Source organism: Desulfovibrio sp. OH1186_COT-070 (assembly GCF_003860215.1).
Taxonomy (GTDB): domain Bacteria; phylum Desulfobacterota; class Desulfovibrionia; order Desulfovibrionales; family Desulfovibrionaceae; genus Desulfovibrio.
This window is the reverse complement of the sequence record NZ_RQYH01000018.1, coordinates 1-25,406: the sequence shown is the minus strand read 5'-3', so window position 1 is coordinate 25,406 and position 25,406 is coordinate 1. Positions and strand designations below refer to the sequence as shown.

The 25,406-nt window shown below is 60.6% G+C and carries 25 protein-coding genes, 1 tRNA gene and 1 riboswitch; of the genes, 13 read left to right on the top strand and 13 right to left on the bottom strand.

Annotation, left to right across the window (positions count from 1 at the left end):
• Positions 1–13 precede the first annotated feature (13 nt).
• Positions 14–1,414 (bottom strand): TolC family outer membrane protein, encoded by a 1,401-nt coding sequence (locus EII23_RS07415; RefSeq protein WP_124792755.1) that lies wholly within the window; start codon positions 1,412–1,414, stop codon positions 14–16.
• Between the two features lie 352 nt (positions 1,415–1,766).
• Here EII23_RS07415 and EII23_RS07410 point away from each other — a divergent pair, with 352 nt between their 5' ends.
• Positions 1,767–2,630, top strand: coding sequence for a M48 family metallopeptidase (locus EII23_RS07410; protein WP_124792754.1), 864 nt, complete (start codon positions 1,767–1,769; stop codon positions 2,628–2,630).
• Here the strand turns inward: EII23_RS07410 and EII23_RS07405 are convergent.
• Both EII23_RS07405 and EII23_RS07400 read right to left on the bottom strand, forming a co-directional pair.
• Positions 2,620–3,279, bottom strand: a complete 660-nt coding sequence (locus EII23_RS07405; protein WP_124792753.1) for a TrkA family potassium uptake protein — start codon at positions 3,277–3,279, stop codon at positions 2,620–2,622. The genes EII23_RS07410 and EII23_RS07405 overlap by 11 nt on opposite strands.
• 100 nt (positions 3,280–3,379) lie before the next feature.
• Complete coding sequence (locus EII23_RS07400) at positions 3,380–4,744, bottom strand: TrkH family potassium uptake protein (protein ID WP_124792752.1); 1,365 nt, start codon at positions 4,742–4,744, stop codon at positions 3,380–3,382.
• Between the two features lie 74 nt (positions 4,745–4,818).
• A riboswitch (TPP riboswitch) is annotated at positions 4,819–4,929 on the top strand.
• A gap of 54 nt (positions 4,930–4,983) precedes the next feature.
• On the opposite strand from EII23_RS07400, the gene thiC reads away from it, so the two are divergent.
• The 3 genes from thiC to EII23_RS07385 all read left to right on the top strand — a co-directional run bounded on the left by thiC (position 4,984) and on the right by EII23_RS07385 (position 7,239).
• Positions 4,984–6,264: a phosphomethylpyrimidine synthase ThiC gene (gene thiC, locus EII23_RS07395; protein WP_124792751.1), complete on the top strand. Its 1,281-nt coding sequence runs from the start codon at positions 4,984–4,986 to the stop codon at positions 6,262–6,264.
• 128 nt (positions 6,265–6,392) lie between these two features.
• A complete protein-coding gene (locus tag EII23_RS07390) occupies positions 6,393–6,854 on the top strand; it encodes a Fur family transcriptional regulator (RefSeq protein WP_124792750.1) in 462 nt (153 codons plus the stop codon).
• A 232-nt stretch (positions 6,855–7,086) separates the two neighbouring features.
• A complete protein-coding gene (locus tag EII23_RS07385) occupies positions 7,087–7,239 on the top strand; it encodes a FeoB-associated Cys-rich membrane protein (protein WP_124792749.1) in 153 nt (50 codons plus the stop codon).
• A gap of 36 nt (positions 7,240–7,275) precedes the next feature.
• Here the strand turns inward: EII23_RS07385 and uvrA are convergent, their stop codons facing one another.
• Positions 7,276–10,218, bottom strand: coding sequence for an excinuclease ABC subunit UvrA (gene uvrA / locus EII23_RS07380; protein ID WP_124792748.1), 2,943 nt, complete (start codon positions 10,216–10,218; stop codon positions 7,276–7,278).
• Between the two features lie 137 nt (positions 10,219–10,355).
• Between uvrA and EII23_RS07375 the strand changes: the two genes are divergently transcribed.
• The 3 genes from EII23_RS07375 to EII23_RS07365 all read left to right on the top strand — a co-directional run bounded on the left by EII23_RS07375 (position 10,356) and on the right by EII23_RS07365 (position 12,027).
• Positions 10,356–10,616, top strand: a complete 261-nt coding sequence (locus EII23_RS07375; protein ID WP_124792747.1) for a BrnT family toxin — start codon at positions 10,356–10,358, stop codon at positions 10,614–10,616.
• Positions 10,606–10,860, top strand: a complete 255-nt coding sequence (brnA, locus tag EII23_RS07370; RefSeq protein WP_221620375.1) for a type II toxin-antitoxin system BrnA family antitoxin — start codon at positions 10,606–10,608, stop codon at positions 10,858–10,860. Before EII23_RS07375 ends, brnA begins: the two co-directional genes overlap by 11 nt.
• 123 nt (positions 10,861–10,983) lie before the next feature.
• The gene (locus EII23_RS07365) at positions 10,984–12,027 is read left to right on the top strand and encodes a hypothetical protein (RefSeq protein WP_148091239.1); all 1,044 of its coding nucleotides are present in this window, start codon (positions 10,984–10,986) and stop codon (positions 12,025–12,027) included.
• Between the two features lie 254 nt (positions 12,028–12,281).
• Here the strand turns inward: EII23_RS07365 and EII23_RS07360 are convergent.
• The 3 genes from EII23_RS07360 to EII23_RS07350 form a co-directional block, all read right to left on the bottom strand.
• Positions 12,282–12,357, bottom strand: a tRNA-Lys gene (locus tag EII23_RS07360).
• 76 nt (positions 12,358–12,433) lie between these two features.
• Complete coding sequence (locus EII23_RS07355) at positions 12,434–13,126, bottom strand: P-II family nitrogen regulator (protein ID WP_124792745.1); 693 nt, start codon at positions 13,124–13,126, stop codon at positions 12,434–12,436.
• Positions 13,123–14,637: a DUF1538 domain-containing protein gene (locus EII23_RS07350; RefSeq protein ID WP_124792744.1), complete on the bottom strand. Its 1,515-nt coding sequence runs from the start codon at positions 14,635–14,637 to the stop codon at positions 13,123–13,125. Before EII23_RS07350 ends, EII23_RS07355 begins: the two co-directional genes overlap by 4 nt.
• A gap of 259 nt (positions 14,638–14,896) precedes the next feature.
• Here EII23_RS07350 and EII23_RS07345 point away from each other — a divergent pair, with 259 nt between their 5' ends.
• Complete coding sequence (locus EII23_RS07345) at positions 14,897–15,898, top strand: phosphoglycerate dehydrogenase (protein ID WP_260424637.1); 1,002 nt, start codon at positions 14,897–14,899, stop codon at positions 15,896–15,898.
• A 73-nt stretch (positions 15,899–15,971) separates the two neighbouring features.
• Here the strand turns inward: EII23_RS07345 and EII23_RS07340 are convergent, their stop codons facing one another.
• Positions 15,972–16,289 (bottom strand): TusE/DsrC/DsvC family sulfur relay protein, encoded by a 318-nt coding sequence (locus EII23_RS07340; RefSeq protein WP_124792743.1) that lies wholly within the window; start codon positions 16,287–16,289, stop codon positions 15,972–15,974.
• A 226-nt stretch (positions 16,290–16,515) separates the two neighbouring features.
• A complete protein-coding gene (locus EII23_RS07335) occupies positions 16,516–17,172 on the bottom strand; it encodes a CBS and ACT domain-containing protein (protein WP_124792742.1) in 657 nt (218 codons plus the stop codon).
• 142 nt (positions 17,173–17,314) lie between these two features.
• Between EII23_RS07335 and EII23_RS07330 the strand changes: the two genes are divergently transcribed.
• Entirely contained in the window at positions 17,315–18,499 is a 1,185-nt protein-coding gene (locus EII23_RS07330; RefSeq protein WP_124792741.1) for a LarC family nickel insertion protein, read from the top strand.
• A 168-nt stretch (positions 18,500–18,667) separates the two neighbouring features.
• On the opposite strand, the gene EII23_RS07325 is transcribed toward EII23_RS07330, so the two are convergent.
• From EII23_RS07325 to EII23_RS07310, 4 genes are all read right to left on the bottom strand, one after another.
• Positions 18,668–19,873 (bottom strand): FprA family A-type flavoprotein, encoded by a 1,206-nt coding sequence (locus tag EII23_RS07325; RefSeq protein ID WP_124792740.1) that lies wholly within the window; start codon positions 19,871–19,873, stop codon positions 18,668–18,670.
• 95 nt (positions 19,874–19,968) lie between these two features.
• Positions 19,969–20,106 carry a rubredoxin gene (locus tag EII23_RS07320; protein WP_124792739.1) on the bottom strand — a complete coding sequence of 46 codons (138 nt, stop codon included), beginning with the start codon at positions 20,104–20,106 and terminating at the stop codon, positions 19,969–19,971.
• A 57-nt stretch (positions 20,107–20,163) separates the two neighbouring features.
• Complete coding sequence (locus EII23_RS07315) at positions 20,164–20,544, bottom strand: desulfoferrodoxin (protein ID WP_124792769.1); 381 nt, start codon at positions 20,542–20,544, stop codon at positions 20,164–20,166.
• Between the two features lie 164 nt (positions 20,545–20,708).
• Positions 20,709–21,689 (bottom strand): phosphodiester glycosidase family protein, encoded by a 981-nt coding sequence (locus tag EII23_RS07310; protein ID WP_260424636.1) that lies wholly within the window; start codon positions 21,687–21,689, stop codon positions 20,709–20,711.
• A gap of 171 nt (positions 21,690–21,860) precedes the next feature.
• Between EII23_RS07310 and EII23_RS07305 the strand changes: the two genes are divergently transcribed.
• The 4 genes from EII23_RS07305 (at position 21,861) to flgM (ending at position 25,256) form a co-directional block, all read left to right on the top strand.
• The gene (locus EII23_RS07305; protein WP_260424635.1) at positions 21,861–22,733 is read left to right on the top strand and encodes a methylenetetrahydrofolate reductase; all 873 of its coding nucleotides are present in this window, start codon (positions 21,861–21,863) and stop codon (positions 22,731–22,733) included.
• Between the two features lie 140 nt (positions 22,734–22,873).
• Positions 22,874–24,295 (top strand): MFS transporter, encoded by a 1,422-nt coding sequence (locus EII23_RS07300; protein ID WP_124792736.1) that lies wholly within the window; start codon positions 22,874–22,876, stop codon positions 24,293–24,295.
• 122 nt (positions 24,296–24,417) lie between these two features.
• Positions 24,418–24,858, top strand: a complete 441-nt coding sequence (locus EII23_RS07295) for a DVU0524 family FlgM-associated protein (RefSeq protein WP_124792735.1) — start codon at positions 24,418–24,420, stop codon at positions 24,856–24,858.
• Between the two features lie 74 nt (positions 24,859–24,932).
• Positions 24,933–25,256, top strand: coding sequence for a flagellar biosynthesis anti-sigma factor FlgM (gene flgM, locus EII23_RS07290; RefSeq protein WP_124792734.1), 324 nt, complete (start codon positions 24,933–24,935; stop codon positions 25,254–25,256).
• Positions 25,257–25,406: the final 150 nt, after the last annotated feature.

Here is a 25,406-nt window from a genome sequence, read left to right as displayed (position 1 = left end):
TATGCCGCCAAACCTAGTTGAACCAGCCTGGCGCGAATTCTTCGCGCGGGTCCACCGGATCCTTGGGAGGCGCTTGTTCCAGAGGCGTGGTGACAATGGACATCTGGGGCAGGAGGTTGCCCGTGATGGCGCTCAGGCGGTACGCGCCCACCAAAATATTGCCGCGCGCCGTCTCCGCCTGCGTGGAGGAGTTGTACAACTCGCTCTCCGTATCCAGAACGTCCAGGATGCTGCGCTTGCCGATCTGGAACTGCTCAATGTAGGCGGAGCGGGTGTATTTGTTGTATTCGATGGCTTTGGAATAGTGCTCGTACTGTTCCTTGGCAGCCTGATAATTGGTCCAGGTGCTTTCCACTTCCAGCTTGAGGTCGTCCACAAGGTTGTGCATGACCTGACGGGCCTGGCGCATGCGCGCGGAGGCCGCGCGGGTTTCTGCCAGATCTGCGCCGCTGTTGAAGACATTCCAGCGCACCACGCCCATCACGTCAAAGCTGTAGACCCAGCGATCCGTGTTTCCGCCGCGGTTGGTATAGTTGGGGCCGGCTTCCAGATTCAGCGTGGGGTAAAGGGCGGATTCGGCCAGTTCCCGCTCGCCGCGCGCAACGCGGATGTCTTGCAGGTAGGCCGCCAGTTTGGGGTTGCTCTTTTCCACCTGGGCAAAAACCGCAGCCGCTTCGGGATAGATTTCGGGCGGCATGGGCACGGGCAGCATTTTGCCCAGTGCGGACAGGCCGGTGAGCCGGGAATAGGTTTCCTCGGCCACAAGCAGGGCTGCCCTGGCTTCCGAACGGCTGGAAAGAGCGCGTTGCAGACGCGACTGGGCCTGCGCCACATCAGCGGCCGTATCCGCCCCCAGATCAGCCCTTTCCTGAGCTTGCCCCACCAACTGCCTGTGCCGGGAAACATTGTCTTCGGACAGGGCGTAGATGTTTCTGCGGCGCAAAAGGTCAATATGGGCGATGATGCCGTCCAGCGACAGTGATGTGGCCGTGTCGAACACACGGTGTTTCACCGACTCAAGGGTGGATTTTGCCGTGCGCACGCGCGAGCGGGTGGCAAAACCGTCCCATATGGGCTGCACCAGTTGGGCGCTGAGGCCGACCATACCGTACATCTGGTCGTCGAGCCCTTGCCTGCGGGTGGAGGAATCGCTCAGCAGGCTGCTCCCGGCGCGCGCGGTCACGTCAACACGCGGGCCGAATCCCGCCTGGGCGCGCCGGACTTCATGCTCAAGAACCTGACGGTTTTCCTGCATGCTGCGCAGGGCGCGGTGGCTGCGCAATACGCCATAGACCGAATCCTCAACGCTGACGGGCTGCCCGGCTGCCGGAGGCGGCGGGTAGTCGCTGTTTGCAGCCCAAGTTGCGCCCGGAAACAGGAGCGCAATGCCCAGCAGAAGGAAATATTTTTTCATGGTATCCCAACTCTCCACGGAAAAAAATTGCAGTATGCCGACCCTGAAACGCACAATGCCGTGTCACGGCTGTCCCCCAAGGCGTCTGCGCCCCATGTGGCGCACGAAAATACCCAAACCCGAAGCCCTTCGGCACAAGGCCGTTGAGCAAAAACGCTCTGCTGCCGGATGCAATCAGCGTGCCTCCGGAACGAAAGCCAAACGGCGGGACAGGGTACATCACAACATACCCGTGCTCCGCTTCAGATGTTTTTTTCAGAAATACAGAGAACCCACCATAACGTCAAGAAAATGTCGAAATATGACGCAAAAAGAGCTTTTCCCGCAGGGGCTTTTGGCATAACCTGCAACAATGGTTATTTTTTCTTTTTGGGGGTGCCGTGACGATTCGCTGCCTGCCACAGCGGAGTTTCGGCTGGTTGACGGCACGCTGCTCACCGCGCGGGTGCGCCTTTCGCGCCGGGCACGTCGCATGCGCCTCTCTCTGGACGCTGCGGGCATCCTGACGCTGGCGGTTCCGGCGGGCACGGGCAGCGCCCTTCTGGAGCAGAATTTGCCGCACTTTCAGCCCTGGTTGGAGCGCGTCTGGAAAAAACGGGGGAGTGGCCTGCCCCGGCCCCACTTGCCGTCGCAGATTGTTCTGCCCCTGCCCGGAGAGACATTTTACGTGGAATCCGCAAACGATCCCCTCCCGGCGCGGCATGCGGCGGCCAGTGCCAGAGCGGCCACCCTGCTTGCTGTGGAGGGCAAGCGCCTGCTTGTGCTGGAAACACCGGGCCTGCTGCGCGTTTTCGGCGCGCCGGATGATGCGGCTCTTTGCGCCCATGCCCTGCGCATCTGGTGTCGCCGCAAGGCTGCCGTGCTTCTGCCGCCCTATCTGGAAGGGCTGGCAGCCCGCGAGGGGATGACCGTAACGCACACAGGCATACGCGACCAGAGCAGCCGCTGGGGCAGTTGCTCGCGCACGCAAAACGCGCCGTCCGGACGGCAACAGCCTTCCGGGCGCATCAATCTCAACTGGCGGGCCTTGCTTCTGCCTGTTCCCCTGCTGGAGCATCTCTGCCTGCACGAGCTGTGTCATCTGCTCCACATGAACCACTCTCCGGCCTACCGGGCCGAACTGGCCCGCCGCTCGCCGCACTGGACGGAAAAGGAAAAAGCCCTCACCCGCGCCTGGCAAAGCCTGCCCTGGTGGGCCTTGCCCGTCAGGGCTTGAGGTTGCCCATGGAATCGGCCTTGCCCACCACCACCAGAGTGTCGCCCTTGTGCAGAACGGTTGCGGCTGGAGGCACAAAGGCGAAGGAACGTTCTCCGGCGGGCCGGATGCCCATGACCATGACATTGAATTCCCTGATGAGGTTGAGGTCGATCAGGGTTTTTCCGTCCCAGGCGTCCACGCGCAGTTCCTGAATGGCGATGCCCCCGTACTTGGGGATCATGTCCAGCATGCCCGGATAGGTCAGTTGATGGGCGGCCATGACCGCCGCCTCCATCTCCGGCACAATGGCGCGGTGCACATGCAGGCGCTGAAGGATTTTTTTGTGTTCTTCGTTGGATGCCTTGACCCAGATTTTGGGGCCGCCCAATTCCTGAACATTGAGAGTGATGCTCAGGGACTGCTCCACGCTTTCTCCCACGCTGATGACCACCCAGTCCAGATTCTGCACATGCAGGGAACGCAGAACAGCGATGTTGGTGGCGTCAGCCTTGTATACCGCGTCCAGTTCTTCCTCGGCCAGTTGCACGCGCGCGTCGGACATGTCGATGCCCACCACCGTATGCCCCAGAGATACCAGGGAGGTGGCCATGCGCAGGCCAAATTTGCCCAGGCCGATAATGCCGATTTCCAGTTTTTTTCCTGCCATGCGTCCTCACCTCACGGCTGTGGCCAGCGTCAGAAAATTTTTGCCCGCAGTTTTTTTGCGGCGCATCGGGCACGCCATGCCCCCGTCAATGCGGGGGCATTTAGCCTACGGGCAGTTGCGCTTCCGCAACGGTATAGGGTTTGCGGGGTTGCAGACTCTGCACGACCATGAGCAGGCTCAGCACCCCCACCCGTCCGGAGAACATGCAGAAAATGAGAATCCCCTTGCCCGCAGAGGTCAGATCCGGCGTCAGGTCTGCCGAAAGCCCCACAGTGCCCAGAGCCGAAACCGTCTCGAAAACCAGCCGCAGCATGGACGGCCCCTGTGGCGCTTCGTGGGTCAGCATGCCGCTTTCTGTGATGCTCAGCAAAAGAACGCACGCGCCGATGAGCATGGAATACAGAAAAAACAGGGTCAGGGCGCGCTGCACGGTTTCTTGCGGCACTCCGCGGCCTTCGAGAACAATCTGCCGGTCGCCGCGAAACTGGGCCGCAATATAGCCCGTGAGCACCCGAAAGGCCATCACCTTGATGCCGCCCGCGCAGGATCCCGGAGCGCCGCCCACAAACATGAGAGCGGCAAGCACCAGAAGGCTTGCCTCGCTCAGGGCGGACACGCTCACGGTATTGAAGCCTGCGGTGCGCGCCGCAACGGTCTGGAAAAAGCTGGTGACCAGAAGTTCCGCGCCGTCCCCCACGGTCTGCTCGTTGCCCACACGGAAATATTCGATGCAGAAGGTCAGCGACCAGCCCAGCAGAATGAGGAAAAAGCTCGTTTTGAGCACAATGCGGCTGAAGCGGCTGAAGCGGCGTTCGGGAGCGCCCAGACGCCCGCCGGTGCAGATGCCCAGCATCTCCCGCAGGACGGCAAAGCCGATGCCGCCCAGAAACACGTTGGCGCAGATGATGACGTTGACCGGCCAATCGGCGCGAAAATCCGCAAGATTGTTGGGACTCAAGGAAAATCCCGCATTGCAGAATGCGGAGACAGAGTGGAACAGGGCGCTGAACGGATGAAAAAAAACGGGATCATACAGCCAGAGAAAAAATGCTCCCACAAGCTCGATACCCAGCACCACGCCCGTTACTTGCCGCAGAAAGGAAACAAGGCTGAAATCCCCCCCCAGCAGGGCATCGCTCACCGCTTCCCGGCTGGTAAAGGGAACCTGCCTGCGCCAGAGCAGAAAAACCAGGCTTGTGTAAGTCATGACGCCGAGTCCGCCTGTCTGCACGAGCGTCAGCAGAAGCCCCCTGCCGAGGGGACTCAGCGTTTCTCCGACGTTCACCGGGGTCAGGCCGGTTACGCAAATGGCCGAGGTGGCGAGAAAGCAGGCGTCAACAATGCCGGGGTTTTGGCCTTCCTGCCAGAACCAGGGCATCAGCAGAAGAACGGTTCCCAGGGCAATGGCGGTCAGAAAGGACAGCGCGGGCCATGTGAGCGGAGTCAGAAAGCGTTTTTTGCGCATGCCTCCCTGTACGCCTGCGCCGCAAGGAAAGCAAGGAATGTCGCCTTTACAAGCGCCCGGAAAAAGCATACGAAAAAGACCGCTGGGGGAACCACGGAAAGGCCGTGGCTGAGAGTGGACACAAGTCCAGACCCCATGAACCTGACGCAGTTCGCACTGCCGGAGGGAAGCCGCAGCCACATGGCGGTTTGCTGTCGTGGTTTTTTTGCGCCCTGCGTCGCAACATCGCGAGGCGTACCATGTCCATGTTGCACCGCAATCCGGCTCTCAACACGTTGCTGGAACAACACCTTCACCACCTGGCGGATCAGGAAAATCTCTCTCCCCGTGCCATCACCGATGCCCTGGAAGCCGGAACAATGGTTCTGCTGGGCAACCCCGCCCATCAAGGGCTCATGCCCATCCTGGTGGGCCAGCCCGCCAAAGTCAAAGTCAACGCCAACATCGGCACCTCGCCGCTCTGCAATTCCCCCGAGGCGGAAAGCCGCAAGATCGCCGCAGCGCTGAAGGCAGGCGCGGATACGGTCATGGATCTTTCCATCGCCGGAGATCTGGACGCCCTGCGCGTCGGCATGCTCAGGGACTGCCCGCTGCCGCTGGGCACTGTGCCCATCTATGCCGCGGGCCAGCGCATTCTTGACGCCGATGCCGACATCGCCACCATGAACCCTGAAGACCTGTTTGCCGAAATCGCCAAACAGGCGGAACAGGGGGTGGACTTTATCACCGTGCACTGCGGGCTGTCGCGCCGGGGCGCGGACATGGCCCTGCACGACAACCGCGTGCTGGGCATTGTTTCGCGCGGAGGCGCGCTGCTGGCCCGCTGGATGCAGGAAAACGGACGCGAAAATCCCCTGCTGGAGGATTTTGACCGTCTTCTGGATCTCTGCCTGCCGTACAACGTCACCCTCTCCCTGGGCGACGGGCTGCGGCCGGGCGCGGGCGTGGACGCGGGCGATGCCGCGCAGTGGGAAGAAGTCATCAACCTCGGGCAACTGGCCCGGTACGCGCGCCAGCGCGGCGTGCAGTGCATGATTGAAGGGCCGGGCCATGTGCCGCTGCATCAGGTGCGCGCCCAGATTCAGGGCATCAAGCGCCTGACCGACAATGCTCCCCTGTATGTGCTGGGGCCGCTCTGCTGCGACAGTGCTCCCGGCTATGACCATATTGCGGGGGCCATCGGCGGGGCGCTTGCCGTGGAGGCCGGGGTGGACTTTCTCTGTTATTTGACGCCCGCAGAGCATCTTACCCTGCCTGACGAGGCCGATGTGCGGGCCGGTGTCATGGCTTCGCGCGTGGCCGCCCATGTGGGCGAGATAGCCTTGGGCCGCCCGGCTGCACTGGAGCGGGAAAAAGCCATGAATAATGCCCGCAAGGCTCTGGACTGGGAAGGCATGTCCAGAGCGGCTCTGGATCCCGCCATGCTCGAAAATCGCCGCGAGGAGCACAAAAGCGAGGAAGTTTGCGCCATGTGCGGCAAATTCTGCTCGGTCAAGATGCTGCGCAAGAAGGAAAACTGACGCAAGAACGGACGCTTCCGCTGTGCGGCGCCTGGCTGCACAGCGGAAGCGCGTGTGGCCGTGCCGCAAAAAAACTTGGCATCTCCGGTCGGCCTGTGCTACTTTTCTGCCAAGGAGAACGGCATACCATGACCGAAGCACAGCAGGCAGGGGTGAAGGACTTTCTGGCATTCATGGGCCGCAAGGGTCTGAATACCACCACACAGCGGCGTGTCATTGCCGAGGCTTTTTTCAATCTGCCCGGCCACCACTCTCTGGAAGAATTTTACCAGCATATTTTCCAGAAGGATCCGGGCATAGGGCAAACCACCGTCTACCGCACGCTCAAGCTGCTTTGCGAGGCGGGGCTGGCGATGGAAACACATTTCAGCGACGGCATCACCCGTTATGAAATTGTGAATCCCAACAGCCACCACGACCATCTGGTCTGCCTCGACTGTGGAAAGATTGTGGAAGTCTTTGACCCGCAGATCGAAAAAATCCAGCGCGCCATTGCCAAAAAGCACGATTTTGCCCTGCGCGGCCATGTGCACAACCTGTATGGCCTGTGCGCGGACTGCCGCAAGACAGAGAGCAAGCGACTGGGTTGAGAACGCAAAAACAGCTTGCCGGGTGAGCGAACACCGCACGCTGTTTTTGCAGAAATTTCAAGAGAAAATGATTTTCTTTTCCTTTTGCCGTATGCCTGTACCGAACAAAGGGAAAGACCGCTCCTGTTGTGTTCCATGATGTAGGGCACAGCGCAGTCGGCGGAGACGGAAGCTGCCCGCGCCCGCAAGCGCTGCGGGCGCAGAAAAAATTTTTGCCATACCGGAGGATCGTATGGATATGCAACTGATTCTTGTCATTGTTTGTGTGGGCGCAGCCATTGCCTATATGATCCGGCGCGCGCGCAAGGCCGTCAAAGGCGGGGGGTGCTGCGGCTGCTCACGCGAAAATCAGGAATGCGAGGGGGGCGGGAAGCCAAGAAGCTGATCCCGTATGGCGCATAGAGATGTACGGAAAGCGCGGCTATCTGGGGGCCGTTTTGCCGCGCTTGAGCCGGTCTCGCCTCTCCTGCATGAGAAAACGCCCCGTGACTGACAGGGGATCGGCCACGATGGCCTCGGGGGTGCCTGCGGAAACGATCCGCCCGCCGTTTTCTCCTCCGCCCGGCCCCATGTCCAGCACATGGTCCGCAGCCAGGATCATGTCCGTATTGTGCTCGATGACCACCACTGTGGCGCCCCGGCCCACCAGTTCGTGCAGCACCTTGATGAGTTTGCCCACCTCGTGCATATGCAGGCCGGTGGTCGGTTCGTCCAGAATGTACATGGTTCCCGGCAGGGAGCGTTTGCCCAGTTCCCGCGAAATCTTGATGCGCTGGGCTTCGCCGCCGGAAAGCGTGGTGGCCGGCTGCCCCAGACGCAGATAGTCCAGCCCCACCTCCTCCAGCAGGGCCAGTCTCCGCTCCAGCCCTTCATAGGCGGTGAAAAACTGCCGCGCCTGCCGCACGGGCAGATCCAGAACTTCGGCAATGTTCAGCCCCTTGTAGCGGACCTCAAGGGTTTCATGGTTGTAGCGCCGTCCCTTGCAAACATCGCAGGTCACATGCACATCGGGCAGAAAGTGCATTTCCACATGCACCTGACCGTCGCCGCCGCAGGCTTCGCACCGCCCGCCGCGCACGTTGAAGCTGAAGCGCCCCGGCGCGTACCCGCGCTTGCGGGCATCGGGCGTGAGGGAAAAAATGGTCCGTATTTCGTCAAAAACCTTGGTATAGGTGGCGGGGTTGGAGCGCGGCGTGCGGCCGATGGGCGTCTGGTCAATGACCACAACACGCTCCAGCGGCGTGGCCCCCTCCCAGGACAGGGAAGAAATCGTGCCCGGCTGGTCCACGCGCAGTCCCAGATTCAGGGCCATGTGCTTGTACAGGGTGTCCACCACCAGAGAACTTTTTCCCGATCCGGAAACGCCTGTCACGCAGGTCAGGACACCCAGGGGAATCCGGCAGTCAATGCCGCGCAGGTTGTTGGTGGTCACGCCGCGCAGCACAAGTTCCCCCCGCGCCTCGCGCCGCCCCTCGGGCAGGGGAATGACATCTTCCCCCCGCAGGTAGCGAGCGGTGAGCGTATCCGCCCGCAGCAGCCGGTCCACCGGCCCCTGAAACACCACTTCGCCCCCCTGCGAGCCGGAGCCAGGACCCAGTTCGATGACCGTGTCCGCCGCGCAGATGGTCGCTTCGTCGTGTTCCACCACCAGCACGGTATTGCCCCTGGTCTGGAGGGCGCGCAGGGTTCCCAGCAGGCGTTCGTTGTCCCGCGGGTGCAGGCCGATGGACGGCTCGTCCAGCACATAGGTCACGCCCACAAGTCCTGACCCCAGTTGGGAGGCCAGCCGGATGCGCTGGGCCTCCCCGCCGGAAAGGGTGGACATGGAGCGGCCCAGCGAAAGATATTCGAGCCCCACATCGCGCATGAAGGAAAGGCGGTGGGTCAGCTCCTTGACAAGGGGTTCGGCAATGAGCGCGTGCCGGCCCGTAAAAATGCGGCCGCTCAGCCATTCCAGTGCCCGCTCCACGGAAAAGGAGCAGAAACCGGCGATATTCACGCCGTCCACAAGCACCGACAGGGCGGCGGCATTGAGCCGCGCGCCGTTGCAGTCCGGGCAGGTCATGCTCTGCCGGTAGCGCGAGAGGGCCTCGCGCCAGGAATCCCCGTACTGCATGCCGCTTTCCAGCAGGGGCACGACACCCGGCCAGCGCCTGTCGCTGACCGTAATGCGGCCCTGGCCCTGAAGCGCCTCGGCAAAGTGGGCGCTCTGGTAATCTCCCCCCGCCGCCAGCGCCACGCTGCCGCCCATCCAGTTGCGCCGCAGGCCCCGGGAGGAGCGGGAGGGGCGGCCTTGCGCATCCTCGCCATACAGCAGGGCGCTCAGCGCGTCTTCGGAAAAGTCGCACAAGGGAGTGGAAAGCCGGAAGCCGAAACGCCGCCCCAGAGCCGTGAGGGCGCTTTCATACCGGCTGAAGGTTTTTTTCTCCGCCCAGGGCAGGAGCGCCCCGGAATTCAGGGAAAGTCCCGTGTTGGGGGCAATGAGGCGCGGCTCAAAATAGTCCACTCCGCCAAGGCCCACGCAGCGCGGGCAGGCGCCCTGCGGCCCGTTGAAGGAAAAAAGCTGCGGGCTGGGCGCTGGCAGGGAAACGCGGCAGCGCGCGCACGCCGAGGAGGTGGAATGTGGCGTGTCTGTGTCCTTGTCCGGCTGATGCAGCACAAGGCGGCCTTCGCCGTAGCGCAGGGCCAGTTCCACGGACTCCGCCAGGCGGCTGCGTATGCCTTCCTTGTTGACCAGCCGGTCCACCACCAGATCAATGGTGTGTTTTTTGTTTTTGTCCAAGGGGGGCACATCGTCCAGAGTGTGCGCCTCTCCGTTGACCCGCACCCGCGCAAAGCCCTCGGCCTTGAGTTTCTTGAAGCGGTCCAGATGGGTGCCTTTCTGTCTTTCCACCAGAGGGGCCAGAAGCATGAAGCGCGTGCCCTCCGGCAGAGCCAGAATGTCGGCAATGATTTCGTCCTGGGTGCGGGCTTCCAAGGGCAGTCCGCACCGGGGACAGTGCATGCGGCCGAGACGGGCAAAAAAGACGCGCAGAAAATCGTAGATTTCCGTCACTGTGCCCACCGTGGAGCGGGGATTGCGCGAAAAACCCTGCTGTTCCAAGGAAATGGCCGGAGAAAGCCCCTCGATTTTTTCCACATCGGGTTTGTCCATCTGGGGCAGGAACTGGCGGGAATAGGCCGAGAGGGATTCCATGTAGCGCCGCTGACCTTCGGCATAGACAATATCAAAGGCCAGCGTGGTCTTGCCGGAACCTGAAGGCCCGCAGACAACGACCAGTTCGTCCCGCGGGATATCCAGGCTGATATTTTTGAGGTTGTGCTGCCGGGCCTTTTCGATGCGGATGTGGGAGTGGAGTTTCATGCGGCCATATGTAAGCACCGCGGGCAACCTTGGCAAGAGCGGACAAAAGGCCCGCTCCCTTATGGTATAAATAAAAAACATTCAATATGGCCAAGCCTGCGCATTGACAAAGAGTATATTTTTTATACCATACCAGTATGAAGTTTGAATATGACCCGGCCAAGAGTGCAATCAACAAGATCAAGCACGGCCTTGCTTTTGAAGAGGCCAAGGCCCTGTGGGAAGACGAAAACCTTCTTGAGGTGCCGGTGCTGCGCGCAGGCGAGGAGCGCTATCTTGTCATCGGCGCTATCCGCGGCAAGATGTGGACCGGGGTTATCACATACAGGGGTGGGGCCGTGCGCATCATTTCAGTACGGCGCTCCCGCAAGGAAGAGGTGGAATACTATGAGTCATGAAAAGCAAATTTCAGCCGAGGAATTTGATCGTCGCTTTGACGCTGGCGAGGATATTTCCGGCCATGTGGACTGGGCAGCGGCCCGCAGGCCCAACAAAGAGATGCAGCGGGTCAACGTGGATTTTCCCATCTGGATGGTGGATGCCCTTGATGCCGAGGCCCGCCACTTGGGCGTGAGCCGCCAGGCGCTGGTCAAGGTGTGGATAGCCAACTGCCTTGCGCGGGATGCGCACAGCGCGCGCTAAATATTTCTTGCTGCGAAAAAATGAAAAAGCCGGGCGATCCGGTTTTTTGCTGATAACCACTTCTTGCCATAATTCCCGGCATGGGGCAGATTGCCCCATAGCTGCAAAAGCATTGGGGGTGGTATGCGCGTGCTGAAAATTATAGTTTTCTGGTTGTTGTCCGGCATGGCTCTGATTTTGAGCGTTATGCTTCTGCTTGAAATTACAGGGCAACTTGTGTCCAAAGAGCCTACGCCCAAAAATGTCTATGTTGCACTGTTCACTATCAATCTCATCCTTGTTTGGGGCAGCGCCCATCTTTATAAAAGACTCTGGCCTCATCGCGGTTCTGCCGTGCTGTACACACCCACCGCTCGGCCACAGGAGAAAAAAAGCTTCTTTCAGCGCATGCGTGACGAGCGTGCCCGCAAGGCCGAAGTCAAGCGGGCCACCAAAGACATACGCCGTGCCGTGGTTTCCGGCGTACTTCTAGACGATATTCTTACCGTGGCCGGGGCCGTATCCAAAGTCGCCATGCCCGCCAAACTCGACGTAGATACCGTGCGCGCCGCCGTCATGGCCTCCTTGGATGAGGTGGTGGATCAAGCCCTGCATGACGGTATTTTGAGCGAAGACGAAGAAAGCCGCATTGTCGACTTTATGGCCCACTACCACCTTACCGTCAATGACCTCCCCCTTGCCTTGGGTGAAAGGCTCACTCAGGCGGCCGTTATCCGCGATCTCATGGAGGGTAAGGTCAACCCTCGCCTAGAAGTGACAGACATGCCCTTTAATATTGGCAAGAAAGAAATAGTTATTTGGGTATTCCGCAATGTGCATGCCTATGAGCATAAAACAGGTTACCGCTACGAGGGCGGTTCACGTGGCACGTCCATACGCATAGCCAAGGGAGTTTACTGGCGCGTGGGCAACTACAAGGGGCACAAGGTTCCTGTTAAGCAGCGCATCAGTATCGGTTCCGGCCCTCTGACCATAACCAACAAGTACCTTTACTTCATGGGCGAAAAAAGCCTGCGCGTAGCGCACAACAAGATCATCAGCATTGTGCCCACTGGCAGCTCTGTTCTTGTGGGCCGCGACCTCGTGCGTTCACATACTCTGGAACTGGATACGGGCGACAACTGGGCATTGGTCAATATGTTGAGTAACGCGCGGAACTGGGAGTAGGGAAGTATGGCGCAGCGGCATCGCCACAACCGGCGGTGAATCATCGTGGAGGGGGTTATGATATGATCAGGCGCTCTACAGGGTTATGCGGACATATTGAGCCGTGATGCCCGAATGTGCGTACTGCTGGAGATGAGCCGTAGACTCCAAAAGGCCCGCTGCTCCCCTCATGCAATCCCCTTTCTTTTGCGTGGGCATGGAGAAAAGAGCCCCACAAGCTTTTTGGCTTTGTGGGGCTCTATGAAACCAAAAAATGGTGGGTCGTGCGGGGATCGAACCTGCGACTCTCTGCTTAAAAGGCAGATACTCTACCTACTGAGTTAACGACCCACAAGTGAGGCGCTCTTATAGCAGCATGCAACAGAGCTGTCAAGAAAGTCTTGCCGCAGGAGCGCTGCTCCGAATCCTATATCTTGCAGGTTCCCAAGGGGAAGAAGTTTTCCACAGCCATGCAGAAGGCGATGCCGACGCCCGGTTCTGCCAGGCAGGGGGTCTGGCGGACGGCATCAAGAATGGCGGCTGCCTGCTCCCGTTCTGCCAGAATCAGCAGCAATTCCTTTTCGGGAACAAGGGTGATGCCGAAAAATTTCACGTCCTCTTCCGTACCTGTGCCCCTGGCGTGCAGAACCGTCCCGCCTCTGGCCCCGGCCTTGCGCGCCGTGTTCATCACATCATCGGCATAACCGGCATTGACAATAACGCAGATCAGTTCGTGGGTGGCCTCTTTCATGCAGAAATCCGTTGCGTTGAGAGTAAGGTGCGCGGCCTGCGGCGCGGTAGCGTGGCGCAAAATGCCCGCCACATCAAGAACAAAACCGATACCCGGAGATTTTCCGGCCATGCGCGCATCGGAGCGCAGGGCAGCGACAATGGCGGGCATATCGTCCGCGGAGGCCAGCGTCAGCACAAGGTCTTTTTCTGTATCGCCCAGGCAGAGCATGCGTAGCAGGGCATTGTCGGCGGTGCCGCGTCCGAGGACAACGGTGCCGCCCCGCGCCCCTGCCTGTTTGGTGATGTGCACAAGGCTGTCACCGTTGTGTCTGTCCACAATGCTGACCAGAAGCTTTCCGGGAGCATAGCTTGTCTGTGTGGTGTTCATGCAGACGTGTCCCCCGTATCAGGCGTGGTCGGATCTTTGGCGGCACGCTGCCGCCGTTGCCGCAGAGCCGCCTTTTCGCGCCGTTCAAAAAGGATGCCCAGTACCTGGATGGTGATGAGCGGCGTCATGGCAATCATGGCAATCACGCCGAAGGCATCGGTAATGGGATTGCCGCCCAGGCTGTGCGAGGCTCCCAGAGTAAGGGCCAGAATAAAGGTGGAGGCCATGGGGCCGGAGGCCACGCCGCCGGAGTCAAAGGCAATGGCCGTGAACATGCGCGGGCAGAATCTGGTCAGGCCCAGAGAAAGAACATAGCCGGGAATGAGAAACCACCAGATGCTCAGGCCGCTCACCACACGCAGCATGGCAATGCCCACGGCAACAGCCACGCCCAGAGAGAGTGAAGCCAGCATGATGCTCTTGCGGATGTGCCCGCCGGAGATTTCTTCCACCTGGGCGTTGAGCACCCAGACAGCCGGTTCCGCGCATACGGCCAATGCCCCCAGGGCAACACCGGCCACAATGATGAGATAGCGGAAATCGTGCTGGGCCAGCAGGGCGCCCATTTCCCGCCCCGCAGGAATAAAGCCCCCCTGAACTCCCAGAAAGAAGCAGACCAGCCCCAGATATGTGTAGACCAGTCCCATGAGCATGCGCCGGGTCTGGTAGGCGGTGAGGCGCAAGAGAGCAATGCGGAAAAAAACGAACATGCCTGCCAGCGGCCCCAGAGCCATGCCCACTTCGCCAGCCACTGCGGGCAGGAGGGAAACAAAATGCTGCCAGAGGCCGAGGTTTTGCACCGCGTTTGCTTCTTCCGCAGAGCCGGTATTGCCCCGGAAAAAGATGCCCAGCACAAGCACGGCCAGCACAGGCCCGATGGAGGCCAAGCCGACCAGACCGAAACTGTCGTCCTTGCCCTGGTTGCCGCGCACGGCGGCAACGCCCACTCCCAGCGCCATGATGAAGGGGACGGTCATGGGGCCGGTAGTGGCGCCTCCCGCGTCAAAGGCCACGCCGAGAAAGGCCGGATCCGTCAACGCGGCACAGACAAAAACCAGAAGGTAGAAGACCGCCAGCATGACCTTGAGCGAAATCTGGAGCACGATGCGCCCCAGGGCAATGGCCACGAAAATTCCCACGCCAAGGGCAATCATGCCCACCAGCAAGGGGCGCGAGATGGCCGGTGCCACCGCCGCCACCTGTTCGGCCAGCACATGCACGTCCGGCTCCGCCACGGTGATGAAAAAGCCGATGGCAAAGCCGGAGGCGAGCAGAATGGACAGGCTGCGTCTGGAGGTAAGGGCGGAACCGGCCTTCTGCCCCACAGGGAGCACGCCGATCTCCGCGCCGAGCAGAAAGACGCCCAGCCCCAGAATCAGCAAGACGCCGCCCACCAAAAATTTCCATACGGTATCCCCCAAGGGGGCTGCCGCAAGATGCAAAAGAAAGACCAGCAGCATCACCGGGATGACGGAAATGGCGGCTTCCTTGATTTTTTCCAGTACAATCACATGCTGTCCGGGAGTCTTTGGGAGTGTTTGGCAAAGAGTGTTTCAGTGCGAATATGCGCCTTTTGTTCCGCATGTCAAGCAGGGGCGGCTGTTGTCCGGGCAGGCACAACCGTGCCCCTGTGATTCTACCCGCAGGGGGGCTGCGCTGCGGCGCAATTTGTGACGTTGTGGTTTCATTGCGCCGCACAGCGGGAATCGGTGTGTTGTGTCGTCAAGCAGTCTTGCGGCCCGGCACTGTCCTGTCCGCCCGGAGGGTGCGTTGACAAATTCCGTTCTTGGCGTATGGCTGATACGGACATTCTACCCGCAGGAGGCATATGCCGTGAAAATTCTTGTGACTCCCCGTTCGTTCGGCAAGAACAATCCGGAACTTTTTGACCGTCTGGCCCGTGCCGGGCTGGACGTTGTGCGCAACGACACGGGCGGCATTCTTTCTGCGGAGCAGATGCGCGAAAAACTGGCTCCCTGTCAGGGGATCATCCTAGGCGTGGATCCGCTGGGCGCCTCTGTTCTCGCAGCGGCCCCGCATTTGCGGGCCGTGGCCAAATACGGCGTGGGGCTGGACAATGTGGATATGGAGGTCTGCCGGGAGCGGGGCATCGCCGTATCGCGCACAGTGGGCGCCAACAGTAACGCCGTGGCCGACTATGCGCTGACGCTCATGCTGATGGTGGCCCGCAGGGCCGCCTTCATTGACCGCCGCTGCCGGGAGAGGGACTGGAGTAAAATCACAAGCATTGACCTGTACGGAAAAGTGCTGGGCATCATCGGTCTGGGGGCCATCGGCCGGTGCGTGGTCAAGAGGGCGCAGGGCTTTGGCATGCGCATTCTCGGGCACGATATCGTCTGGGACGAAGCCTGGGCAGCAAAAGAAGGCGTGGAACGCGCAAGCGTGGACAGTATCTGCCGGGAGGCGGACTTCATCACCCTGCACACGGCGCTCACCGAAGAAACGCGCGGGCTGATCCATGCAGAACGCCTGGCCTCCATGAAAAAAAGCGCTGTGCTGGTCAATACCGCACGGGGCGAACTGGTGGATGAGGCCGCTCTGCTGGCCGCTCTGCGGGAGGGCAGGCTGTACGGAGCCGGGCTGGACGTGTTTGAGCAGGAGCCGCCAACAGACCCCGCCTGGTACCAGTTGGACAATCTGGTCATGGGCTCCCACTGCTCATCGTCCACCGCAGGGGCCACAGCGGCCATGGGGTACATGGCTGTGGACAATCTTTTGCGCGACCTGGGGCTGGAGGCGCTTGCCGAATAATCTGGCGAGAAAGAACAAAAAAATGCGGAAGGCATACTTCCGCATTTTTTTGTCTCAATTCAAGCCGAAAATTTTACACACATCCGGTGGGCTTGGGCAGGCCGGCCATTTTGCAGGCGCCCTTTCCGGGGCCGGAGGGGAAGAGCTCATAGACTTCTTTCAGCTTGTAGCCGGTATTCTTGGACAGAATGCGCACCATGGGGGCAATGCCGTTCTTCTTGTAGTAGTCCTGCAGAAAATCCAGGATCTTCTGGTGATCGGGGGTGATTTCAGAAATACCTTCGGATTCCTTCACATAATCCATCCATTCAGGGCACCAGTCGTCAAAGCGCAACAGAAAACCGTCTTCATCGACTTCAAAGCTTTTGCCTTTATAGGAGATTTCAGCCATGCGTGTGTCCTCCTTGGACAAATAGATGCTTACATGTACCGGGACGAAATGCCCCAGATTCCAGCCAGGTATCCCGAAAAATGCAGGGCGTTGCACATATGTCTCATGCCGCCGCAACAATTTCATATATGCCACAAAAGCTGTCTGATGGCAAGCCCCGTCCACTTTTTTTCGTGTTCAATTTTTTGTGTTTTCTTTCTCAACATATTGACAAAAAAGATTTTTGTCAATTTTCGGTAATGGAATACAGAACCTTTCCGAGCCCGGACACATCCTGCATCATCCTGACCTCGGCTTCCGGATTTTCCAGGCGGCGCACACGGACAAAAAGATGGCGGTTGCCGTCGGGCTTGCACACGGTCAGCACAGAGAGCAGGCGCGCATCATGCGCGCGCAGGGCGTCAAACAGCGGGCGCGCGGTTCCGGGCTGGTCGGGCAGTTCAATGGCAAACTGAAGGCCGCCCAGGCGCGCTCCGGTAATGTCCACCATGGCTTTGAACACGTCGTGGTCAGAAATGATGCCCACAAGTTTTCCCGTGTCGTCCACCACGGGCAGGCCGCCGACCTTGCGCTCCAGCATGATCAGGGCCGCATGCTCCACCGTGTCGAAAGGTTTGACGGTGACGGGTTTGGCCGTCATAATGCTTTTGGCCTTCAACTCCGCCAGCAGGTAGTGCATTTCATACATGTCAAGGGTGGTGGCCTTGGAGGGCGATGCATCGCGCACGTCCCGGTCCGAGATGATGCCGATCACATGCCCGCGCTCGTCCACAACGGGAATCCGGCGCACATTGTGATCTTTCATCAGTTTCCCCACCTTGAGCAGCGAGGTTTCCGGCCCCACGCTGACAACATCGGCTGTCATCCAGTCCTGTACGGGCATACGTCCCTCCGGTGAAAGTGGATTGCGGCACATATCCGCTCTTGCCTGTTTCTATACACCAAGGATGCGGGGCTGCCAAGTCTGCCCCGCACCCCCGGGGCGGGCAGCGGTGGGCAGATCTGTACGGAATGGAGAAGAGTTTGTGGAATGTTATCTTGACTGCAGCAACGGTATCAGCGGCGACATGACCCTGGCTGCTCTGGCCCATCTGGGAGTGGATTTTTCTCCGCTGACCGCCCTGTTGGAACGTGCGGGCGTCAACTGCCGCCTGGATGTTCTGCCCGAAACACGCGCGGCCGGGCCGGGCTTTCGGGCCACAGTGTCTTGGAATGCGGCAGAACAGCCTTTGCGCCACCCTGCGGACATGGAGGCTATTTTTCGTGCAGCGGACGTGCGTCCCTCTGTGCGCCGTCGCGCCCTGAAGGTGCTGGACGCTCTGACCCGCGCCGAGGCCCATGCCCATGCCATCCCCCCCGAGAATGTGCATTTTCATGAAGTGGGGGCCGTGGATACGCTGGTGGACATTCTGGGAGTCTGCTACGGGCTGGAGCAACTGGGCGTGGAGCGCGTGACGGCCTCGCCCCTGCCCTGGTTTTCGGGCAGCGTGGACTGCGCCCACGGGCGCATCCCCCTGCCGGCCCCCGCCACGGCCTGGCTTTTGCGCGGAAAACCTTTTTTTCCCACAGACGCCAGGGAAGAACTCATCACCCCCACCGGCGCCGCTCTTCTGCATGCCCTGGCGGACTCCTTTGTTCCCGGCCCGCAGGGCGTGGTTGCGGCTTTGGGCACGGGGTACGGTTCGCGCCCTGCTCCGGCGGGCCTGCGCATATGGCTGCTGGATCCAGCGGCCCCGCGCGCGGACCACTGCCGGGGCGGGCAGGAGAATGTTCTGCAACTGGAAAGCCACGTGGACCATCTCAACGGTGAGGATTTGGGCGCGGCTCTCGGCGAGCTTGCGGCCATGCCGGAGGTTCTGGATGTTCTGTGGCTGCCGGGTGTGGGCAAGAAAAACCGCCCTTCCGGTCTGCTGCGCGTGCTCTGCCTGCCGGAATTCCGGGATGTGGCGGTGGCGGCGGTTTTGCGCCACACCCATACTCTGGGGCTGCGTGTTCAGACACTGGGGCGCATTGTGGTGGGGCGGCAGGCCGCGCGGATGCGGCTGGCGGGGGAAGATCTGGAGGCCAAGGCCTATGTGCTGGAGGGTCGCCGCTGTCTGCGCCCCGAGGCTGATGCCCTGCGCCGGGCGGCGCAAAAGCTGGGCGTGGGCATTCCGGCCCTGCGCTACGCCCGCCGTCCGCTCCGCCGTCCGCGCAGCGGCGGAGCATAACCTGCGGGCAGCGCGCAAACTTCGCGTACGAGCCTGCGCATTTGCCGCGCAGGTGACCAGACTCATAGGGAGAAAAAAATCCCGGCAATTTTGCCGGGATTTTTTTCAACAATCAGGCCCGCCGAAGCGCCCCGCGTTCCCACCAGGGTAAGGCCGCGCGGCGGGGCGTCAGCCCCGGCAGCGCTCCTTGAGGGTTGCGGCAATGGTCGCACCCAAGGCATGGCAGGCCTTGAGGTCGTCCTTGCCGGGACGCCAGTTGGCCTTTACCGGCTGTGCGGGCATTTCCATCTTCATGGCGGCGAGCATTTCCTGCAGGCTGGCGGGGGCTTCTCCCGACCAGCCGTATGACCCGAAGGCTCCACCCACGCGGTTTTGGGGGCGCAATCCTTTCATATAGGTCAGGCAGGAGGCGACATAGGGCAAAATGGTGTTGTTGTGGGTGGGGGAGCCCGCCACAAAAGCGCCGCAGTCCGCCAGTTCGGTCATGATTTCGCTGTGATGGTTCAGCTTGGCCGACATGACGCGCGCGGGCACGCCGTTTTCTTCCAGGCCGCTGCACACGGCATAGGCCATGGTTCTGGTGGACTGCCACATGCTGTCATACACAACAAGTGCGCGCTGCGCGGGTTTTTGCTCGGCCAGTGTGCGGTACATGCCGATAATGTGACGCACGGCCTTTTCGCCGCGCTGGATCAGCCCGTGGTCAGGGGCGATCATGTCAATGTCCAGTTTTTCCACCACGGGCAGGGTTTTGAGTACCATGGGGGAGTAGGGCAGCACGATGTTGTAGAAATATTCCTTGATGCGCTGCTCGTACTCGCTGTCGTTGTTGAAGTCGTCCACAAAGCGGGCCGAACTGGCGATGTTTTGCCCAAAAATGTCATTGCTGATGAGCAGTTTTTTTTCCGGAATATACGAAACCATGCTGTCGGGCCAGTGCAGCATGCGCGTTTCCTGAAAGACGATGGTGTGCTTGCCGGTGCTGATGCTGTCGCCGCTTTTGACGGCATGCACAGGCCAGTCCCGGTTGCCGAAATATCCGGCCAGGGATTTGAGTCCGGCCTGGGAAACAAAAATTTTTTCCGGTTTGCAGCGCTCCACGATGGCTTCCAGAGCGCCCGCGTGGTCCAATTCCATATGGTTGCAGACGATATAGTCTATTTTTTCCGGATCCAGCGTTTTGGCCATGCGGCAGAGCAGACTGCCTTCACGGCCTGAGGGCACGGTGTCCAGCAGGACGTTTTTTTCGTCCACAAGAAAGTAGGCATTGCTGGTGGAACCGGCGGGCGAGCGGCTGTAGCCGTGAAAATCCCTGTGGTCATAGTCCACATTGCCAACCCAGTAAATATCTTCTTTGATTGCGACAGGCTGCATGCGATTTTTCTCCAGGAGTTCTTTGGGCTTTTCTGTCCAAAAACCCCGCCCTGCGCTGGCGGCAAGGCGGGGAGAAAAGCCGGAAAAATTCAGGTTCAGGCGGGGCTGAACTGATCCTTGCTCACCCCGCAGACCGGGCAACACCAGTCGTCGGGCAGGGCGTCAAAGGCAACATTGTCGTTGTCGGCCGGGTCATACTCAAAACCGCATACTCCGCAGACATGTTTTTGCATGGGTATTCTCCTTGCTTTGGCCGGGCGGGCTTGCCCCGCGTACGACCATTTTGTTGTTTATGCTTCAGCTTTCCAGTGCCCGTGCAGGTTGCAGTATTCGCGGGCAACAACCTTGTCGGCCTCAATGGCGAAAAAGGCTTCGGGGGCATCGCCGGGATTCAGGAACTTGGTGTAGCTCCGGCCGTCGGCCAGCAGTTCGATCCACAGAATCCAGTGCTTCTCTTCCATGGGGTGGGGAGCGCTGCCCACCGTGACCTTGTAGCCGCCGTCCACCTTCTCGATGACGGGCACATGTTTTTCCAGCGCGCCGTCCGTGGAGCCTTCGGCCATGTGCTTCATGGCCTGTCCACAGCAGAAGATGTCGGCTCCGCCGCCGTGGAGAATTTCCGCGATATTCCCGCAGTGGGGGCATTTGTAAATTTCCAGTTGCTTGGGCATGCTGTCCTCGTTTTTTTTGGTATTGGTGCGGGTGGGAGGATTTTTGCCCTGCCATCCTTCGCACAAAAGCATTGTGCCGAAAACATTGTGTAAGAAGGAAAGTTTTTTGTAAAGCTTTTTTTGAGAATAATTATCAATAAAAATGGGGCGACCCCTCTTTTTCTCTATGGCTGTGCGCTGTCGGGACGTTGCGGTGTCTCCCGCACGGGTGCGCTGTCGGCCTCTGCACTGCCCGTGCTCTCCCCGTGCATGCCGGAGGCGGCGGGCGCGGGCGCTGCCTTGCGCCGCACGCCCAGCACATTGGGCACCGCGGCGCGCAAATTGCCCGTGACCAGAAAACCGGTGGCGCTGATCCCTGCCAGTTCTCGTCTGAGCGTGGCTGAGCGCACCAGCAGGCCCGCCTGTGCGCCGCCCTCCACATACATGACGGTGCGCGCGTTCAGGGGCAGGTGCAGAATCTGCCGGGCAAAAGCATGGGCCTCCACCGGTTGGTGGCAGTGCAGAAAAAGAATGTGCCCCTCTCCGTCCTGGGCCACGGCCGAAATGGCGTAGTGCGGCCCGCCGGGAGACCAGAGGACGCGCCGGTCTTCGCCGGTCATGCGGTAATTCTGGATGACCAGGGAATACTTGTCCAGCAGTTCCCGCCAACGGGGATTGTCACGGTCAAGAATGGCGGCTCCGGGCAACTGCGGGTCTGTGGGGCCAGCCACAAAAAAAGCGCCGAACCGCTGCACGATGCGGCCGTTGTTGGTGTGCGTTCCCTGGCGCATGTAGCCTGTGCTGGTGGAGTCGTCGGGCAGGTACATGCTGGCATTGATGGCTGCCGCGAGATCGTATTCTTCTCCCCACTGGCTGAGGGTGCGGACGGGGCCGTTGTCCTGGGAGCGGGAGCAGAGAACAAAGTCGAAAAACCGGGGGTCAATGCGCAGGGCGGTGAGCCGCGCCTCTGTTTCGTCAAGCGGGAATTCGCCCAGAAAAAGGCCCGGTTCCAGCGGCAGCCAGAGATCGGCGGGGGCGGCATCCTGCGCTGCGGGCAGGGTGGGCAGCAGAACGAGCGTCAGCCACAGGCAGCATGCCGACAGCCAACTGTGCCAGCTCCCCCTGGTTCTGCCCATGACGCATGTGGGTTCCGTGTGCCTGTGCATGGCGGGCGCACTGCCTCCTGCCCACGCTTTTTTGTGGACACATTTTTGTGCATAGGGTCTGGGGCGGATTTTGGCAAGGGGCGGGCTGCTCCTTGACGCTTCAGGATATCTTGGTACACATGGGGCGTGGCGTACATGCTCCGGGCTCGCAAGCCCCGCAAGGAGGTCTTTGTGCATATTGGTCAGATGATCGCTTCCGCGCGTACTCCTTTTTGCTCGCTGGAATTTTTTCCACCTTCCGATGCGGCGCAGATGCCGGATTTTTATGCCACGGTGGAGCGGCTGCGCGCCCTTGATCCGCTGTTTGTTTCCGTCACCTACGGGGCTGGCGGAGCCGGAGGCCGCAAAACCCTGTCAGTGACAGCCGAACTGGCGCGGCGCGGGTTTGCGGTCATGGCGCACCTGACCTGCGCGGGCGCGGACGCCGCGTCCCTTGACGCCTTTCTGGGCGAACTGCGCTCGTCCGGAGTGTGCAATGTGCTTGCCCTGCGCGGCGACCCGCCAGCCGGTCAGCCGTGGGACTGGAATCAGGGCGCGTTTTGCCATGCTTCCGATCTGGTGGCCTTTGTGCGCGAGCGCCAGCCCGATATGGGCATCGGCGTGGCCGCCTATCCCGCTCCGCATCCGGAATCTTCCTCCTTTGCGCAGGACCGCAGACACACGGCGGAAAAAATGCGGGCCGGAGCGGACTTTGCCGTAACCCAGCTCTTTTTTGACGCGCGCGAGTATGAAGATCTGGTGGCGCATTTGCGCGGGCAGGGCGTCACAACGCCCGTGATTCCCGGCATACTGCCTGTCCAGAGCTTTGAGTCGTTGCGGCGGATTTTGTCGCTGTGCGGAGCCAATATCCCCGGCAAGCTCTATTTGAGCCTGGAAAAAGCCCATGCCGACGGCGGGGCCGAAGCCGTGCGGGAGGTGGGTCTGGCCTTTGCCGTGGGGCAGATCCGGCGCCTGCTGGACTGCGGCGCGCCCGGCATCCACCTCTACACCTTGAACCGCGCGGATCTTTGCCTGCGCCTGGCGCAGGAGGCGGGGCTGGCCTGAAGCCTTCTGCTGCCCGCCGTGTGTTGCCGCGCCCGTTTCGCGCCATGAATCCGCTTCCTGCCCGGCGGCCAGTCCTTCGGGTATGCTGTTGGGGGAACAAAAGGGAAAAAACGGCAACCGGTTACGCAGGCAGGCTGTCAATGGAATCGCCGCCATCCGCAAGGCATTCGCCGCCAGAGGGTGCGGGTTCGCCTTCCGCACGGGCCGGGCACGCCTGGCTCATTGCGGCTGTTTGCGCCTCTCTCTTCTGCATGCCCCTGATGATGGCCGGGGTCAACGCCATTCTGCCTTCATTGGGACAGGGGCTGGAAGCCAGCGCGCTGGAGTTGGGGCTCATGGGCGCGTTCTACGCGCTGGGGCTGGCGGTTTTCCAACTGGCTGGCGGCAGTTTGGGAGAAATACAAGGTTACCGGCGTGTCTTTTTGTGGGGCATCACGCTGTTCGGGTTGGCGGGCGCGCTGCTGGGCTTTGCCCGCACGGTGCCCTTTTTTCTGGCCCTGCGCTTTGTGCAGGGCGTGGGCGGGGCCATGACCAGCGCCTGCGGACTGGCCATGCTGGCCTCGGCAGCGCCTCCGGGCAAGCGCCCCGCATATCTTGGCTACAGCGGCACCGCAGTCTACGCGGGCATTGCCTGCGGCCCTCCTGTGGCCGGAATTGTGACCGGTTTTCTGGACTGGCGCTGGCTGTTCTGGTGCAGCGCCCTGGCTTCGGCGGGCGTATTCCTGCTTATGAAGTATTTTGTCCGTCTGGAGTGGCGCGTAGCCCCGGACAGGCGCTTTGACCGGGAAGGCTGCCTGCTCTACGCCGCAGCCATGGCCGCCCTGGTTTTCGGCGCGGCATGTCTGAAAATCAGCCTGCTGCTGTCCGGCGGCCTTTTTGCCGCCTTTGCCGTGCTGCTGGCTCTTTTCTGCCTGTGGGAACTGCGCAGCGCAGCGCCCTTGCTGGACATCAGGCTGCTGGCGCGCAACAGGGTTTTTGCCTTGTCTTCACTGGTTGCCTTTGTCAATTACAGCTCTTTTTTTGGGGTCGTCTTTTTTTTCAGCCTGTACCTGCAACTGGGCAAGGGCATGGACGTGCGGCAGGCAGGCCTTTTTCTGGCCTTGCAGTCTGTGGTGCAGGCTCTGACAGCGCCTGTGGCCGCGCGGCTCTGCGGCAGATTTGACGCCGGGCGCGTCAGTGCCTGGGGTGTGGGCCTGTGTGGCTGTGGGCTTCTGGTATGCGCTTTTCTGCGGCCGGAATCCCCTCCGGCTGTGCTGATGGCGGCCCAATGCCTGTTGGGCGCGGGCATCAGCCTGTTTTCCCTTTCCAATACCTCCATCATTCTGGAAAGCGCGGGGCCGCAACATACGGGGCAGGCCGCAGGAGTGATCGGAGCGGTGCGCACCGGCGGGCAGGTCTGCAACATGACCATCATCACGCTGACACTGGCCTGGTTTTTGGGAGACAGGCCGGTGAGCCCGGAAAATCTGGATACCCTGCTGCACGTCATGCATGTGGATCTGGTGATTTTTGGCCTGTGCAACATTTTGGCGGTGGGGTGTGCGCTGGCCCGCAACCGTTGAGCTTTATGAATATCCAATAACTTCAGATTATTATTCGAAAATATAGTTTTTCGTCTCATTGCCCAAAAAAGTCTAAAGTTTTTTGCCTGCTGTCCGAAAAACCAGTCAGGACGGATCACGCTATGGCCGACGCCACGACTGCCCGGGTGCGCATGATGCTCCAGGGTTACGAACAACAACTGCTGGCAGCGCGCCGCCTGGCACGTTTCCGGGTTCGGCGGCGGCTGGCCGGGGGCGAAAGCCCGGAAGATCCGGATCCGGCAGCCCGGCGTCATGCCTTTATGGAAAAAGTGGCGCGCGAGCTGTACGATACGCTGATCTATACCGGCAGCGACAATCCGGTGGTGGAAGATATTCGCCAGGAACTGGGGCGGGAATTGGGACAGGATGTCCGCTTCATCTATCCGCCGGGAGGCCGGTTGCGTATTCTGGGGCAGGGGCCGGAAGGCCTCAGGGCGCTGACAGAAGAGCAGCAGCGTGCGACCCGCAACGCGCTCTGGCGTATCACACGCAGGAAAGTGGACGAGAACATGCTGGACAAACCCGGCAAAAACAGTGATTGACACAAAAACACTCTGTGCCGTTTTCCCCGGCGCACAAGACAGACCAGTGCCGTGTTTGCGTAACGGAGACAATCATGGAAATCCGGAAAGCCCACACCACGCTTTTTGACCCGTACAGCACCGCAAGGCTGGAAAAAAACAGCACTGCCCCCAAGGAGGCGCGGAGCGCAAAAGCTCCGGCAGAAAATTCTGGCGGGGATACGGTCCGCGTATCCAGAGACGCCCTGCTCCTGACCGAGGCCCGCCGCATTGCCCAGAATACACCCGATGTGCGCGCGGAAAAGGTGGAAGCCCTGCGGGCGCAGGTGGCTGAGGGCAGATATGTGCCGGACAGCCGCCGCATTGCCGAGGCTCTTGTGCGGGAGGAAGCCGCCCTGTTTCTCGGCCAGGGCGACTAGGGACAAGGGCCTGCGGAGGCCAAACCGCTGGACAGGTTCGGCCGAGAGTCTGTAGATAGTGTCGTCAAACTATGAATCCTGTGATAATACCTCTTCCTGCATGACAGGAGAAGCTATGCGCGCACATCGACGACATGATATTTGTGACAG

Bases quoted from the DNA above. Each gene is read 5' to 3' on its own strand.
- EII23_RS07415 (WP_124792755.1), bottom strand. From the start codon at position 1,414: ATGAAAAAATATTTCCTTCTGCTGGGCATTGCGCTCCTGTTTCCGGGC.
- EII23_RS07410 (WP_124792754.1), top strand. From the start codon at position 1,767: ATGGTTATTTTTTCTTTTTGGGGGTGCCGTGACGATTCGCTGCCTGCC.
- EII23_RS07405 (WP_124792753.1), bottom strand. From the start codon at position 3,279: ATGGCAGGAAAAAAACTGGAAATCGGCATTATCGGCCTGGGCAAATTT.
- EII23_RS07400 (WP_124792752.1), bottom strand. From the start codon at position 4,744: ATGCGCAAAAAACGCTTTCTGACTCCGCTCACATGGCCCGCGCTGTCC.
- thiC (WP_124792751.1), top strand. From the start codon at position 4,984: ATGTCCATGTTGCACCGCAATCCGGCTCTCAACACGTTGCTGGAACAA.
- EII23_RS07390 (WP_124792750.1), top strand. From the start codon at position 6,393: ATGACCGAAGCACAGCAGGCAGGGGTGAAGGACTTTCTGGCATTCATG.
- EII23_RS07385 (WP_124792749.1), top strand. From the start codon at position 7,087: ATGGATATGCAACTGATTCTTGTCATTGTTTGTGTGGGCGCAGCCATT.
- uvrA (WP_124792748.1), bottom strand. From the start codon at position 10,218: ATGAAACTCCACTCCCACATCCGCATCGAAAAGGCCCGGCAGCACAAC.
- EII23_RS07375 (WP_124792747.1), top strand. From the start codon at position 10,356: ATGAAGTTTGAATATGACCCGGCCAAGAGTGCAATCAACAAGATCAAG.
- brnA (WP_221620375.1), top strand. From the start codon at position 10,606: ATGAGTCATGAAAAGCAAATTTCAGCCGAGGAATTTGATCGTCGCTTT.
- EII23_RS07365 (WP_148091239.1), top strand. From the start codon at position 10,984: ATGCGCGTGCTGAAAATTATAGTTTTCTGGTTGTTGTCCGGCATGGCT.
- EII23_RS07355 (WP_124792745.1), bottom strand. From the start codon at position 13,126: ATGAACACCACACAGACAAGCTATGCTCCCGGAAAGCTTCTGGTCAGC.
- EII23_RS07340 (WP_124792743.1), bottom strand. From the start codon at position 16,289: ATGGCTGAAATCTCCTATAAAGGCAAAAGCTTTGAAGTCGATGAAGAC.
- EII23_RS07335 (WP_124792742.1), bottom strand. From the start codon at position 17,172: ATGCCCGTACAGGACTGGATGACAGCCGATGTTGTCAGCGTGGGGCCG.
- EII23_RS07325 (WP_124792740.1), bottom strand. From the start codon at position 19,873: ATGCAGCCTGTCGCAATCAAAGAAGATATTTACTGGGTTGGCAATGTG.
- EII23_RS07320 (WP_124792739.1), bottom strand. From the start codon at position 20,106: ATGCAAAAACATGTCTGCGGAGTATGCGGTTTTGAGTATGACCCGGCC.
- EII23_RS07315 (WP_124792769.1), bottom strand. From the start codon at position 20,544: ATGCCCAAGCAACTGGAAATTTACAAATGCCCCCACTGCGGGAATATC.
- EII23_RS07310 (WP_260424636.1), bottom strand. From the start codon at position 21,689: ATGCACAGGCACACGGAACCCACATGCGTCATGGGCAGAACCAGGGGG.
- EII23_RS07300 (WP_124792736.1), top strand. From the start codon at position 22,874: ATGGAATCGCCGCCATCCGCAAGGCATTCGCCGCCAGAGGGTGCGGGT.
- EII23_RS07295 (WP_124792735.1), top strand. From the start codon at position 24,418: ATGGCCGACGCCACGACTGCCCGGGTGCGCATGATGCTCCAGGGTTAC.
- flgM (WP_124792734.1), top strand. From the start codon at position 24,933: ATGGAAATCCGGAAAGCCCACACCACGCTTTTTGACCCGTACAGCACC.